Annotated in this window: 12 protein-coding genes; 6 read left to right on the forward strand and 6 right to left on the reverse strand. The window is 53.3% G+C overall.

Going from position 1 to position 14,158, the window contains the following annotated elements; all coding sequences use genetic code 11:
• Positions 1–62: 62 nt before the first annotated feature.
• A complete protein-coding gene (locus J5069_RS01490) occupies positions 63–1,133 on the reverse strand; it encodes a YeiH family protein (protein WP_264642186.1) in 1,071 nt (356 codons plus the stop codon).
• Between the two features lie 114 nt (positions 1,134–1,247).
• On the opposite strand from J5069_RS01490, the gene yieE reads away from it, so the two are divergent.
• The 3 genes from yieE to J5069_RS01505 all read left to right on the forward strand — a co-directional run bounded on the left by yieE (position 1,248) and on the right by J5069_RS01505 (position 5,215).
• Positions 1,248–2,120 carry a DNA-binding transcriptional regulator YeiE gene (gene yieE / locus J5069_RS01495; protein WP_264642187.1) on the forward strand — a complete coding sequence of 291 codons (873 nt, stop codon included), beginning with the start codon at positions 1,248–1,250 and terminating at the stop codon, positions 2,118–2,120.
• A gap of 143 nt (positions 2,121–2,263) precedes the next feature.
• Positions 2,264–3,739, forward strand: coding sequence for an amino acid permease (locus tag J5069_RS01500; protein WP_264642188.1), 1,476 nt, complete (start codon positions 2,264–2,266; stop codon positions 3,737–3,739).
• A gap of 513 nt (positions 3,740–4,252) precedes the next feature.
• Entirely contained in the window at positions 4,253–5,215 is a 963-nt protein-coding gene (locus J5069_RS01505) for a 2-hydroxyacid dehydrogenase (RefSeq protein ID WP_264642189.1), read from the forward strand.
• Between the two features lie 74 nt (positions 5,216–5,289).
• On the opposite strand, the gene J5069_RS01510 is transcribed toward J5069_RS01505, so the two are convergent.
• The 4 genes from J5069_RS01510 to ptrR all read right to left on the reverse strand — a co-directional run bounded on the left by J5069_RS01510 (position 5,290) and on the right by ptrR (position 8,710).
• A complete protein-coding gene (locus tag J5069_RS01510) occupies positions 5,290–5,499 on the reverse strand; it encodes a KTSC domain-containing protein (RefSeq protein ID WP_264642190.1) in 210 nt (69 codons plus the stop codon).
• 275 nt (positions 5,500–5,774) lie between these two features.
• The gene (gene fghA, locus J5069_RS01515; RefSeq protein WP_264642191.1) at positions 5,775–6,617 is read right to left on the reverse strand and encodes an S-formylglutathione hydrolase; all 843 of its coding nucleotides are present in this window, start codon (positions 6,615–6,617) and stop codon (positions 5,775–5,777) included.
• Positions 6,618–6,642: 25 nt separating this feature from the next.
• A complete protein-coding gene (locus tag J5069_RS01520; protein ID WP_264625882.1) occupies positions 6,643–7,764 on the reverse strand; it encodes an S-(hydroxymethyl)glutathione dehydrogenase/class III alcohol dehydrogenase in 1,122 nt (373 codons plus the stop codon).
• A 79-nt stretch (positions 7,765–7,843) separates the two neighbouring features.
• Positions 7,844–8,710, reverse strand: a complete 867-nt coding sequence (ptrR, locus tag J5069_RS01525; protein ID WP_264642192.1) for a putrescine utilization regulator PtrR — start codon at positions 8,708–8,710, stop codon at positions 7,844–7,846.
• A gap of 762 nt (positions 8,711–9,472) precedes the next feature.
• On the opposite strand from ptrR, the gene J5069_RS01530 reads away from it, so the two are divergent.
• From J5069_RS01530 to yeiB, 3 genes are all read left to right on the forward strand, one after another.
• Positions 9,473–11,149 (forward strand): methyl-accepting chemotaxis protein, encoded by a 1,677-nt coding sequence (locus tag J5069_RS01530; protein WP_264642193.1) that lies wholly within the window; start codon positions 9,473–9,475, stop codon positions 11,147–11,149.
• Positions 11,150–11,365: 216 nt separating this feature from the next.
• A complete protein-coding gene (gene folE, locus J5069_RS01535) occupies positions 11,366–12,034 on the forward strand; it encodes a GTP cyclohydrolase I FolE (protein ID WP_264642194.1) in 669 nt (222 codons plus the stop codon).
• Between the two features lie 71 nt (positions 12,035–12,105).
• On the forward strand, positions 12,106–13,269 hold the full coding sequence (yeiB, locus tag J5069_RS01540) for a DUF418 domain-containing protein YeiB (protein WP_413542211.1): 1,164 nt from the start codon (positions 12,106–12,108) through the stop codon (positions 13,267–13,269).
• 14 nt (positions 13,270–13,283) lie between these two features.
• Here yeiB and sanA read toward each other — a convergent pair whose 3' ends face one another.
• The gene (gene sanA, locus J5069_RS01545) at positions 13,284–14,057 is read right to left on the reverse strand and encodes an outer membrane permeability protein SanA (protein WP_264643688.1); all 774 of its coding nucleotides are present in this window, start codon (positions 14,055–14,057) and stop codon (positions 13,284–13,286) included.
• Between the last annotated feature and the right edge of the window lie 101 nt (positions 14,058–14,158).

Raw genomic sequence — 14,158 nt, forward strand, 5'->3', positions numbered from 1 at the left:
GGTGATCGCTTGCGCTAAAAAGCGTAACAACATGCTAACCGCTCAGCGCAAAAACGGCGTACTTATGCCAACAGGGCCGTGATGCCAACGTTGATACCGGCACCGCCGACAATCAGCCAGATAAACAGCAATAGCGCCAGCAGCAAAGGCTTGACGCCTGCACGACGTACGGCGCTAAGGCGGGTTGTCACGCCCAATGCGCCCATCGCCATCGTCAGTAACAGGTTATCAATCTGGTGGAGTGCAGTGAGCCAGGTATCAGGCAACCAGTGGAGCGAATTGAAGCCGGCAACGGCGATAAAACCCACGGCAAACCAGGGGAAGGCCATCGGCGTTTTTTCTGTCTCACCGCTGCTGGTGCGGCGTTGCAGAAATCCCCCCAATACCATGAGAAACGGAGCCAGCAACATGACGCGTAACATCTTGCTAATCACCGCGGTGTTTTCGACATCGGGCGCAATGCTGTGGCCTGCCGCCACGACCTGAGCCACTTCATGCACGGTCGATCCAATATAAACGCCGAACATCTGTGGCGAAATGGGTAAATAGTCGCCAGTCATGGCAAGCGAGTAGAGACAAGGATAAAGAAACATGGCGATAGTGCCGAAGATGACAACGGTGGCGACGGCAATCGCGACGCTGTCGCCCTCCGCCTTGACCGTTGGCGCGGTGGCGAGCACCGCTGCGGCGCCGCAAATGCTGCTGCCTGCACCGATGAGATATACTGTCTTGTCATCCAGGCCAAGCAGGGTTTTACCCAGATAGCAGGCAAGAAGAAAGGTGGATGTCAGCACCAGTGCGTCAATGATAAGCCCGCTGATACCCAGTGCAGCAATATGTTGCAGGCTAAGACGAAAGCCATACAGCACAATGCCTAAACGCAACAGATGATGCTTTGACCAATTAACGCCATCATCACAGTAGCGTTGCAGGTGTGGATAAAGCGTGTTGCCGAGCAACGCGCCGCCAACCATGGCAAGGGTGAGTGAACCCAGCCCCATGCGGGCAACCGAGGGCAGCGCGGCCAGTTGCAGCAAACCGACGGTCATAAGGGCAATAAAAAGCAAGCCAGGCAGCTTGCACAAAAGCGGATGGCTTGATTTATCGCCTTGAATTATAAAAAGAGATGCCATTGCAATACCTGTTTGAAGTCGAGCTAACCTGGGACATAGCCTATGATGAGTGGTCATAAAAGAGAAATTGATTATATGCTTATAACCTATTGCTATTTCCGGTAAGGGCGAACGATGCACATCACGTTGAGACAACTTGAAGTTTTTGCAGAGGTACTGAAAAGCGGATCGACAACACAAGCGTCCGTTATGTTGGCTCTTTCTCAGTCTGCCGTGAGCGCAGCGTTATCCGATTTAGAAGCGCAACTGGGCGTACAACTGTTCGATCGCGTCGGTAAGCGGCTGGTGGTGAACGAGCATGGGCGCTTGCTGTATCCGAAAGCATTGGCCATTCTGGAGCAGTCGCTGGAGATAGAGAAAATGTTCCAGCAAGAGAATGGCGCGCTACGCGTGTTTGCCAGCAGCACCATTGGTAACTATTTACTGCCTGCCATGATAGCTCGCTACCGGCAGGATTTCCCTTCCATCCCTTTCGAGCTTCACGTGGGAAACACCCAGGACGTAGTGACGGCGGTGGCGGAATTCAGCGTTGATCTCGGTTTTATCGAGGGGCCCTGTCATCACCCGGATTTGGTGACGCAGCCCTGGCTGGAGGATGAGCTTGTGGTTTTTTGCGCCCCCGATAGCCCCCTCGCGCAGCAGAGGCTGACAGTTTCCATGCTGGCGGAAGCGCCATGGATCTTGCGTGAACGTGGCTCTGGCACGCGGGAAATCCTCGATCACCAACTGTTGGCACAACTGCCCCATTTCAAACTGGTGATGGAGTTGGGGAACTCGGAGGCCATCAAACACGCCGTGCGCCACGGCATTGGTATCAGTTGCCTGTCGCGCCGCGTCATTGCCGATCAGCTTGCTGCGGGGTCGCTGGTGGCGTTGCAATTGGAACAACCGCGTTTGATGCGCACACTTTATCTGGTGCACCACAGACAAAAACACCTTTCCAATGTGCTGCAACGCTTTCTGGAATACTGTCAGCTGGCAAAGTAGGGGTCGCAGCAACCATTCGACTTTCTTATTGCTAATGATGGCGCGGCAGTTATGAAGCTCTCTTATAACTCGATAATGATTGCGCTTCTGTAGAAAACGATTTGCTACAATCCCGCCTCATTTTAGACAGAGCGCAGGATATTATGGCTCAGCAACAATTACATAGCACATCTCAGGGCGCGCCTACGCTGCGCCGTGAGCTTAAAGCGCGGCATCTCACCATGATTGCCATTGGCGGTTCCATCGGCACCGGTCTGTTTGTCGCGTCAGGTGCGACCATTTCCCAGGCCGGTCCCGGTGGCGCGCTGCTCTCCTATGCGCTTATCGGGCTGATGGTCTACTTTTTGATGACCAGCCTGGGCGAACTGGCCGCGTTTATGCCGGTGTCGGGATCGTTTTCCACTTACGGTGCCAAATACGTAGAAGAAGGCTTCGGCTTCGCGCTCGGATGGAACTACTGGTACAACTGGGCGGTGACGATTGCCGTCGATCTGGTGGCGGCGCAGTTGGTGATGGGTTACTGGTTCCCTGAGGTTTCCGGCTGGATTTGGAGTGCCCTGTTTTTAGTATTGATGTTCCTGCTTAACTACATCTCGGTGAAAGGGTTTGGCGAGGCGGAATATTGGTTTTCACTGATTAAAGTGGTCACCGTGGTGGTCTTTATCGCCGTTGGCGTGCTGATGATTGTCGGTATTCTGCGCGGCGCAGAGAACGCGGGCTGGCACAACTGGCAAATTGGCGATGCGCCTTTTTCTGGCGGCTTCTCAGCGATGATTGGCGTGGCGATGATCGTTGGTTTCTCCTTTCAGGGGACCGAACTTATCGGCGTAGCGGCGGGCGAATCAAAAGATCCTGCGCAAAATATTCCACGCGCTATTCGTCAGGTGTTCTGGCGTATATTGCTGTTTTACGTGTTTGCCATCTTGATTATCAGCCTGATTATCCCTTATACCGACCCCAACTTGCTGCGTAATGATGTCAAAGACATCACGGTCAGCCCGTTTACCCTGGTGTTCCAGAATGCCGGGCTGCTGTCAGCGGCGGCGGTGATGAATGCGGTAATCCTGACGGCGGTGCTCTCTGCGGGTAACTCCGGGATGTACGCTTCAACGCGTATGCTCTTTACCCTGGCGCAGGAAGGCAAGGCACCGCGGATATTCGCGAAACTCTCCAAAGGTGGAGTGCCGCGCAATGCGCTGTATGCCACTACCGTGGTGGCAGGTCTCTGTTTTCTGAGCTCGATGTTTGGTAACCAAACGGTGTATCTCTGGCTGCTGAATACCTCCGGCATGACCGGGTTTATCGCCTGGTTGGGGATTGCGATTAGCCATTATCGTTTCCGCCGTGGCTATGTGCAGCAAGGGTTGGATCTTAACGCGCTGCCATATCGCTCGGGATTCTTCCCCATTGGGCCTATCTTTGCGTTTGTGCTCTGTCTGCTGATCACCCTGGGGCAAAACTACCAGGCCTTTTTGCAGGATAACATTGACTGGTATGGCGTTACCGCAACCTATATTGGCATTCCATTATTTCTGCTGATTTGGTTCGGTTATAAGTTGTCTCGCGGAACGCGTTTTGTGAAATATGAAGAAATGACTTTTCCTGACTTTCACAAATAACGGTTAAGCGTGTGATTCGATCGCGCCATTGGTAATCTGATTACCAATGGCGTTTTTTATGGAAATAGACTGCTGTTGAATAATGTGGTGACATCGTTAATTCGCAACGCGTAAAAGAATTTCTCCGCTTATGTCGTAATTCAGTATATCCGCCGTGCTTTTCTATCATATTGTATAAGCGTAGTGACAAATAGTTTACCAAGGTAACTATTTGGCGCGCATCCACCATCATTTCGATCAAAAAGCGTCTTTCATTGGCGTCAGTCACAACGATGAATGTTAATAAACTCAATGCCATTTGCAGTTAACTTGATGTGCGAATTAACATTATTCCCGGTTGTTGATAACAACACGTGCTATTTAGTTAAAGTAAAAAAAGTGTCGAATGACAATAAGTCGTGGCAATATGAAAAAAATTAACCTTCATCGCATAAAAAACAGTATTCATTGTCGTTTTTAATGTTTGTTATTATCATCAAATAAATCACAACGATAACTCTCGGGGCTGACATCATGTTGAAAATCACTTTCCTGGATAAAGGGGCATTGCCTGAAACTATTTTCTGGAAAAAGCATTTTTTTCGCAGACCGCAATGTCAACACGAATGGATCGAATATAGCTATACGCCGCCGGAACTGGTGGTGGAACGCGCGCAAGGGTGCGAGGTGATTATCACCAATAAAGTGGTGCTGACGCGTGAGATCCTGCAAGCGTTGCCCGCGCTAAAACTGATCGCGGTTACCGCAACCGGTGTGAACAACATTGATATTGCCGCCGCACAGGAACTGGGGATCGCTGTACGCAACGTTCCTGCTTATTCGACGCAATCGGTCGCCGAACACGTGATCGCGATGATATTTTCTCTCAAGCATAGCCTGATGGGCTGGTATCGCGATCAGCTCAGCGATCGCTGGGCCGAGCACAATCAGTTTTGCTATTTCGATCATCCGGTAAAAGACATCGCGGGCTCAACGCTCGGCATCATTGGCTCCGGCGCGATAGGGCAAGAGGTAGCACGATTGGCCAGCGCGGTGGGAATGAAAGTGCTGTTTGCGGAACGGCGCAGCGCGGCGCAGTGTCGGCCCGGCTACTTACCGTTCGACCAAGTGATGCAAACGGCCGATGTTATCTCGCTGCATTGCCCACTGACAGCGGAGACCCAGGGTTTGATCAATGCCCAGACGCTGGCACTGTGTAAACCGTCGGCATTTATCATCAATACGGCGCGCGGCGCGTTGGTGGATGAACCGGCACTGCTGACGGTACTGTTGCAGCACCGTATCGCGGGTGCCGCATTGGATGGATTGACACAGGAGCCACCGGCGTTAGATAACCCGTTGATGAAAGCGGCGAAAACCATGCCAAACCTGTTGATTACTCCCCATATCGCCTGGACATCCGGCTCGTCGTTGCAAGTGCTGATGGAGAAAACCATCGCCAATATCGATGAGTTTGTGCAGCAGCAGGGGCTCTAACGCTGTTCCGTGTCTTGAGATAGCGCGCAGCGGGCCGTTATAGGCCCGCTACCGATAAGGCGCTTGCCGTGTTATTACAGTTTATCGTAGGGAAATGAGTTTTTGATGTAGCGCGTGTAGTAGCGATACTTTGCCGTGCTGGACAGCAACTCTTCATAGATCATCCGTGCGACACCTTTGTATAAATAGGTGCTGCCGTTCAGCAGTTCAACTTCCAGATGTTTTTTCTCTTCGTCATAGCCGACAGAAAACAGTTCGCTTGAAGCCACTCGTTTACGTTGCAAATCAAATCCCTCCCAGTGAAATCCCCCTGTTTAAACCTCGTCCTATTCTGACGCAGTGTTCAGCTAAACAGGTCCCTGAAACAGTTTCTTGCATTGCCAAGTCGATTTACGATTGTGTGACAAAAAAAGCAGTTTAACAATCAGTTGCTGTCTGCGATATCGCAAAAAACGCTATCAACGCGCGCTGTCATTGCTGATTGCCAAGTACCGAGTGACTGCGATCACAAAAGGAAAATGAGGCAGACCAGACGATCTGCCTCATTGGGGGAGGCCGGTTAGGCCTTCAAATGGCTGGCATGAAAACGCAAGTGGTCTTCAATAAAGCTGGCAATAAAATAATAGCTGTGGTCATAGCCAGACTGGGTGCGCAACGTCAGCGGCCAACCCTGTTCTGCTGCCTGCTGTGCCAAGCGCGCGGGCTGCAACTGGTCGGGTAAAAACTGATCGCTGTCGCCCTGATCGACCAGCAGCGGCAATCGAGCCGAGGTTTGTGACAGCAGATAGCAGCTGTCATAGTCACGCCAGGTCGTTTCGTCGGTGCCCAGATACGCGGTAAAGGCTTTGCGCCCCCAGGGAACCTCGCTGGGATTAACGATTGGCGCAAACGCTGAGGCAGACCGATAACGCTCCGGATGGCGCAGTGCCAGCATCAATGCACCGTGACCGCCCATCGAGTGTCCACTGATCGACTGACGATCGCTGACGTTGAAATGCTCACGCACCAAAGCGGGCAGTTCGCTGCTGACGTAATCGTACATACGATAATGCGCTGACCAAGGCGCTTGGGTGGCGTTGACGTAAAATCCTGCACCCTGACCCAGGTCGTAACCGGGATCGTTAGCCACCGTGTCTCCACGCGGGCTGGTATCTGGCATCACCAGCACCACCCCCAGTTCGGCAGCGATACGCTGTGCGCCCGCCTTGGTGGTGAAGTTTTCATCATTGCAGGTCAACCCGGACAGCCAATACAACACCGGTGGTGGTGTATCGTCTGCGGTTGGCGGCAGATAAATGCTGAACGTCATCGGGCCATTCACGCTGCTTGAGGTATGGCGATAGCGCTGTTGCCAACCGCCAAACAAGCGATGCTCTTCCAGTAATTCCAGCGTCTGGTTCATGGGGGCGTGCCTCCTTGTGCGCGGATTAACGGTAGTGGATAACGGTACGAATCGATTTGCCTTCATGCATCAAATCGAAGGCTTCATTAATCTGTTCCAGCGGCATGGTGTGAGTAATAAAATCTTTTAGCGGAAACTCGCCCTTCAGATAGCGATCGACGATACCGGGCAGTTGGCTGCGGCCTTTGACACCGCCAAACGCCGAGCCGCGCCATACGCGTCCTGTCACCAATTGGAACGGGCGAGTGGCGATCTCTTCTCCGGCACCGGCAACGCCGATGATAACGGATTCGCCCCAGCCCTTGTGGCAGCATTCCAGTGCGGAACGCATCACGTTTACGTTGCCGATACATTCAAACGAGAAGTCCACGCCGCCATCGGTCAGCTCAACAATCACATCCTGAATCGGTTTGTCGTAATCTTTGGGGTTGATCAGATCCGTCGCCCCCAGTTTGCGGGCCAGATCGAACTTGCTGGTGTTGATATCGATACCAATGATGCGTCCAGCCCCGGCCATCTGTGCGCCGATAATGGCCGACAGGCCGATACCGCCCAGACCGAAGACGGCGACGCTGTCACCGGGTTTCACCTTGGCCGTATTCAATACGGCACCCATGCCAGTAGTCACACCGCAGCCCAGCAGGCACACTTCTTCCAGCGGCGCTTCCTTATTGATCTTCGCCAGGGAAATTTCAGGCACTACCGTCAGTTCTGCGAAAGTGGAGGTGCCCATATAATGAAAAATAGGCTTGCCATCTTTAAAGAAACGCGTGGTGCCGTCCGGCATCAACCCTTTGCCTTGCGTGCTGCGAATCGACTGGCACAGGTTGGTTTTGCCGGAACGACAGAACTTACACTCGCCACATTCTGGCGTGTACAGCGGAATAACGTGATCGCCGACGGCGACGCTGGTCACGCCCTCGCCAACCGCTTCAACGATACCGCCACCTTCGTGACCCAGAATGGCCGGGAATACGCCTTCCGGATCTTTGCCAGACAGCGTGTAGGCATCGGTGTGGCACACGCCAGTCGCGACGATACGCACCAGGACTTCGCCTTTTTGCGGCGGCATCAAATCAACGTCTTCAATCGAGAGCGGTTGGTTAGGGCCCCAGGCGACAGCGGCGCGGGTTTTGATCATGTTCATGGCGTGCTCCTATAGGTAATGCAGTTGCAGTAATGGGATGTGCCTCTCGTGACATTGTTCGGCGAGAGGCGCAAGCGGTTCAGGTATCGAACTGCTCGATAATCAGTTTCTTAAAGGCTTCCACATTGGGACCAAAGGCGTCTCGTCGCCATATCAGCCAGGTGGATGCGTTAGCCAGCGGCTCAGGCAGCGGGTGGCGTTGCACCCGATCGCGGGCTGCCAGCGCGTCCAGCACCGAAAGTGGCAACAGCGCCACACCGGCACCGCTCGCGACAGAGGCCAGCATCGCTGCATAGGAAGTCACCTCAACCGTATGACCGGGTGTGACGCCTGCCTGATGGAACCAGTTTTCCAATTTATGCCGATAGGCGCAGCCCGGGCGAAAAGCCAGCAGCGTGCTGCCTGCCATCTCCTGCGGGTCGGTAATGGGCGCATGGTCGAGGGCGGAGACCAGCACCAGCGTTTCGCCAAACGCGGCGCACCCGTTGAGCTCGTCGGCCTGTATTGGCCCGTCTACCAGCGCGGTCGCCAAGGTTCCGGCTCTTACGCGCTCGACGATATCACTGGACACCGAGCAGGTCAGGGCGACAGACACGGCGGGATAGCGCGTATGGTAGGCCGACAACAATACCGGCAGATGGCTTACGGCGAGGCTTTCCATCGCGCCCAAGGCGAAATTGCCGGTGGGTTCACCCGCGCGCGTCATGCTGATCGCTTCCTCACTCAATGCCAAAATACGTTCTGCATAGCAGAGAAAATTGTGCCCCACCGGGGACAAGCGCAGCCGCTGTTTCTCGCGGATAAACAGATCGCGCCCTAATTCCTGTTCCAGTTGACGCAATCGGGTCGTCAAGTTTGAGGGGACACGCTGCAACAGTTCGGCGGCGCGAGCCACTGAGCCCGTTTCCGCCACCAGGCAGAACATCCGAAGCTGCGTCAGGTCCATACACCCACCTTTCATTTTGTGAGACTAACTTTGATGAACTTATTCATTTTAAGTGATTAACTCAGTCTAACGATTACGACCTGACTTGGCAACGTCCTTGTTACATCTGACAGAAAATCAGTGCTGAGGCGCAAGCCGTTCAGCACGATGCTAAAGCGTGATAAACCTATTTCAAGTCTGTTACAAAACCGCAATATTGCACCTGCTTCATGAAGGAAATGCCTGATCTTTTGCCATGTTATCGCAAGGTTATGGGTAACATTTTCCTCACTAAAGGGAGTGATACCGGATATTCACTGTGACTTTGCATAATTATTAGTTTGCTATATATAAAAATAAATTAATATTTCCTGGCTAAAACTCGAGAAATATCTACTGTTATTATGCCCGGAGCAGGGCGAATAAATACACGGTGTAAAAAGGCGCTGATGGCCAACGGTTTTTCATGTTCAAAAATAAAAAAACCAAATGAAAGCGGAATTTATTACGAAAAAAATCAGTTCGTGCTAACAATTGACTATATCTATTGTTGCCGATGTTTTTATCGTGTTTAATGCTCGGCCGGGGTAAAGGTGAGTCGTTTATTGCCGATGATGTTAGTTAAGACCAGTAAATGTTTTTTTTTGTTACACGACAAGGAGTGTTTGATACGTTGTGGCGCATCACCTATGTGTCACGCAGTGACGGCCGATCTCGATGAATACGCGGAAAACAGACAAAAAGCGTAAAAGAAGATCGCTGAATTAGTTACAGGAGTCATCCGTGAACTTTTTAAGAAATATCACCATCAGGGCAATGCTTCTTATCATTTTGGGGGCTTTTTTGCTGTTGTGGGCCGGCGTTTCCCTTTATAGCATGTCATCACTAAGCAAAATGACGGGGCTGCTTGAAGCGAGCGAAATACAGAAAAAAAATGTAGAAATGTTGTCGAGAGGTAATGACCAATATTTCCGTACTGTGACCCGCATGGTGCGGTCAATGGATTTCAAGCAGGCCGGTAACAGCGCAGACGCTGAAAAAACCTTGACCGCCGCCGCGACCGCATTAAAAAACACCAGCGAGGCTTTAGAACAATTCAAAAATACCGATCACTCTATCGTCGAGCCTGAGATTGCTTCTGCCATGGTCAACACCTGGCAGGCGGTTATCAGCAATGGGTTGCAGCCAATGATTGCGGCAGCGCAGGACAACAAACCTGAGCTGTTCCAACAATTGTTCATGAACACCTACCCGCCGCTCAGCGTTGCTTTTGGCGGTGCGATGGAAAAATACCAGAACAGCATTACGTCGCGGTCAACCGAGTCGTTGCAGCAAGTCTACTCTTTACTGTCATGGGGCAGAAGTGTGCTTCTGGCGGCATTGGTGCTTGGTGCTCTGATGCTATTGATCACCGATCGTTATCTGGTGAACTACCTGGTGCGACCGCTGAACGATATCAAAGCGCATTTCCGTGTGATGGCTGATGGCGATCTTGGCAGTCCGGTCCAGGAGTTTGGGCGTAACTGCGTAGGACAACTGATCCCTTATCTCAGAGACGTGCAGAGTAAATTGATTGGCACGGTCTCCACCATTCGTGACAGTTCTGGTGCCATCTATCAAGGCTCGAGCGAGATTCGCAGCGGCAATAATCATCTCTCGGCGCGTACTGAACAGCAGGCCGCCGCCTTGGCCGAAACCGCTGCCAGCATGGAGCAACTGAGCGCCACGGTGAAACAGAATGCTGAGAATGTGCATCAGGCGAGTACGCTCTCGCAAGATGCGGCGGTAGCCGCACGGCGCGGCGGCGAAGTGGCGTCGGACGTGGTGGAAACCATGGCCAGCATCACCACCAGTTCGAAAAAGATTGCCGACATTACCAGCGTGATTAACGGTATCGCGTTCCAAACCAATATCCTGGCGTTGAACGCCGCGGTGGAAGCCGCGCGGGCGGGCGAACAAGGGCGTGGGTTTGCCGTGGTGGCCGGTGAGGTACGTAGTCTGGCACAGCGCAGCGCTCAGGCGGCCAAAGAGATCGAAACGCTGATTGCCGAGTCGGTAGCGCGGGTCGGTAAAGGCTCCGAGCAGGTAGCGCAAACCGGTGACGTGATGAATGCCATTATTGTGGCGGTGACGCGGGTTAACGATCTGATGGGCGAGATCGCCAATGCGTCAGACGAGCAGAGCCGTGGTATCAGCCAGGTTGGGCAAGCCGTTGCTGAGATGGACGGTGTGACGCAGCAGAATGCGTCGCTGGTTGAGCAATCGGCAGGGGCGGCTGCATCGCTGGAAGATCAGGCACGTCAGCTCACCGAAGCCGTTGCGTTGTTCAAACTTTCTGATCAGGATAAACGTCAGTCACCTGCGGCGGCGCTGCCGCGCAAAAGCGCAACGTCTGCGCCTGCGCTGTTAGCCAGCAGCAAGAAAGGTGCCTCAGCAAACGATAACTGGGAGACGTTCTAACGCCCCGCGGCGTAATAGCGTCTCACTAAGCACCCTGTTATCCCACAGCGTCAGGCGGACAAGTCTGACGCTTTTTTTTCGTTCCATGATCCGTTATCCCTCCGCATGAAGTTGAACCTATTTCACCGATCATGAAGTACAATCACTGGATAATCCTGCGTCACTCCACTAGAGTGAACGCGCTTGGAATGTCACACCTGCCGGAGAAGAAAGAGAATGACCCCCACGTTGAGTCGCGAAGCGGCGCTGGTTCATGAAGCGTTGCTGGCGCGCGGTCTGGAAACCCCGCTGCGCGGCGCGCTGCTGGATGCTGCCACCCGCAAGGCGCGCATCGCCGAACACATGACCGAAATCATGAATCTGCTGAGCCTCGATCTGCAAGATGACAGCCTGGCGGAAACCCCGCATCGCATCGCAAAAATGTATGTGGATGAAATTTTCGCCGGTCTGGACTACGCCAATTTCCCTAAAATCACCATCATTCAAAACAAAATGAAAGTGGATGAAATGGTTACCGTGCGTGATATCACACTGACCAGCACCTGCGAGCACCATTTTGTCACCATTGATGGCAAGGCCACCGTCGCCTATATCCCGAAAGAAGGGGTGATTGGCCTGTCGAAGATCAACCGTATCGTGCAGTTTTTTGCACAGCGTCCGCAGGTGCAAGAACGATTGACGCAGCAGATTCTTGTCGCACTGCAAACCCTGCTGGGCACCAGCAATGTTGCGGTATCGATTGACGCCGTGCACTACTGTGTCAAAGCGCGCGGTATTTGTGATGCGACCAGCGCGACCACCACCACATCGCTGGGTGGTCTGTTTAAATCGAGCCAGAATACGCGTCAGGAGTTCCTGCGCGCCGTGCGTCACCACCAGCACTGATCCTCCTGCCGCAGCCACCGGGTGTGGCTGTCGGCGGCATGCGTCCCATTGGATTGGCACAAACTCCTATGATGCCTCACTCGCCTTCATCGCCGCGCCGTATCGCCACACTGGATTTCGTGCGCGGCGTGGCGGTATTGGGCATCTTATTGCTCAATATTACCGCGTTTGGCCTGCCCAAGGCCGCTTATCTCAATCCTGCCTACGCCGGTTACCCTGCGCTGCATGAGGCCCTGACCTGGGCTGTGATGGATCTGCTGGCCCAGGCGAAATTTCTGACATTGTTTGCCCTGCTGTTTGGCGCAGGTTTACAACTGCTTTTGCCGCGAGGTACGCGCTGGGTTCATGCGCGTCTGTTCTGGTTGATGCTGATTGGGCTATTGCACGGTATTTTGTTGTGGGACGGCGATATTTTGCTGGATTATGGCCTGATCGGTCTGCTCTGCTATGCCATGATCCGACAGGCGGACAGCAGCCGTATGCTGATGCGTATCGGCGTGGTGATGTACGCCGTAGGCGTCGGCATGCTGGTGGTATTAAGCCAGATTCTCAGCCCGGAGCCGGGGCGCTACTGGTTGCCGAGTGATGCAGACATCGCCTACGAGGCCTATTGGCTCCAACTGGGTGGCGTAGAAGCGTGGAGCAATCGCGTGGATCTGCTGATCGAGAGTTTATTGTCGCTGGGTGTGCAATATGGCTGGCTGCTGGCAGGCTCATTGCTACTGGGCGCCGGGCTGATGCGCAGCGGCTGGCTGCGCGGTGAGTTCAGTGGGGCGCATTATCGCAAAGTTGCCCTGTGGTTTATCGCGATGGGACTGCTGATTGATGCTGTTGGCATGGTGTTGCAGTGGCATCTTGCCTGGGAGTTCCGCTGGAGTGGTCTGTTGCTGCAAATTCCTCGCGATATTGCCGCGCCGATTCAGGCTATCGGTTATCTGGCACTCTGCTACGGGTATTGGTCAACGCTGCGACAATGGCGGGTGTCAGCCTGGATAGGAGACATCGGACGGATGGCGTTGAGCAGCTATCTGTTGCAGACGCTGATCTGCACCCAGCTCTTTTATCACTGGGGCGGTTTTATGCAGTTCGATCGTTTGCAATTGCTGGGCATCGTGCCGTTTATCTGGTTGATTAACGGCTTGGCGGCACATTACTGGCTGCGTCATTTCGAACAAGGCCCACTGGAGTGGGGATGGCGACGCTTAACCAGGCTGATTGCCGGGCCTTCGCGCTAATCCGGTCACCCACATTACGGTTGTTGTGGTGCCGAGTTACCGTTGGCGTCGGCGCTAGCGTCATGCTCTTTTTCTGCCGGTGGGTTGTCTAACGTGCTAAGCAATTCGGGCGGTACGGCGGGATAATCAGGTTCATCCTTGGCAATTTTGTGCTCCGCCGGGATCGGTACCAGCGGACCCAGAAAGCGGGGTTCGCGTTTGAGAATGTAGAGATCGAACAGCGTACCAAGCCGGGCACCCACTTCACGCAGCCGGATTGTCATCATGTTTTTCGGCGAAGGCACCGCATAACACTGTGCCTGAATGCCCATATGCATGGCGATAAACAGCGCGCGTTCACAGTGGAAGCGTTGGGTAATAATCGTGAAATCGTTGGTATCAAATACTTTGCGCGTGCGCACAATCGAGTCCAGGGTTCGGAACCCTGCGTAATCAAGCACAATGTCGCTGGGTGAGATGCCCGCCGCGATCAAATCGCGTCGCATGGTCATCGGCTCATTATAACTTTGCAGCGCGTTATCACCGCTTAGCAGCAAATAGCTGACTTTCCCGCCGTTGTAGGCATTGATAGCCCCCTGAATACGGAACAGGTAATACTGATTCAGTGCGCCAACGCGGTAATATTTTGCCGTGCCCAGTACCACCCCCACTTGACGCTCCGGCAGTGCGGCTAAATCGTCATAGATATAGGGTGCCGTTTTCCAGCCAATCCACCGGTCCAGTGCAAATGCTGACAGTAATGATACGCAAAGAACAATACCTGAACCGACTATTAGGCGCTTCCATATGCTCATACGGGTATCAAAATGAGAAAAATGATCATGAACAAAGGCTACTTTACCCGTCTGGCGTAAGCAAGCCATAGCCAAGCTAATAGCCGATTATTGAT

Origin of the sequence: Candidatus Symbiopectobacterium sp. NZEC127 (assembly GCF_025962675.1) — a bacterium.
GTDB lineage: Bacteria > Pseudomonadota > Gammaproteobacteria > Enterobacterales > Enterobacteriaceae > Symbiopectobacterium.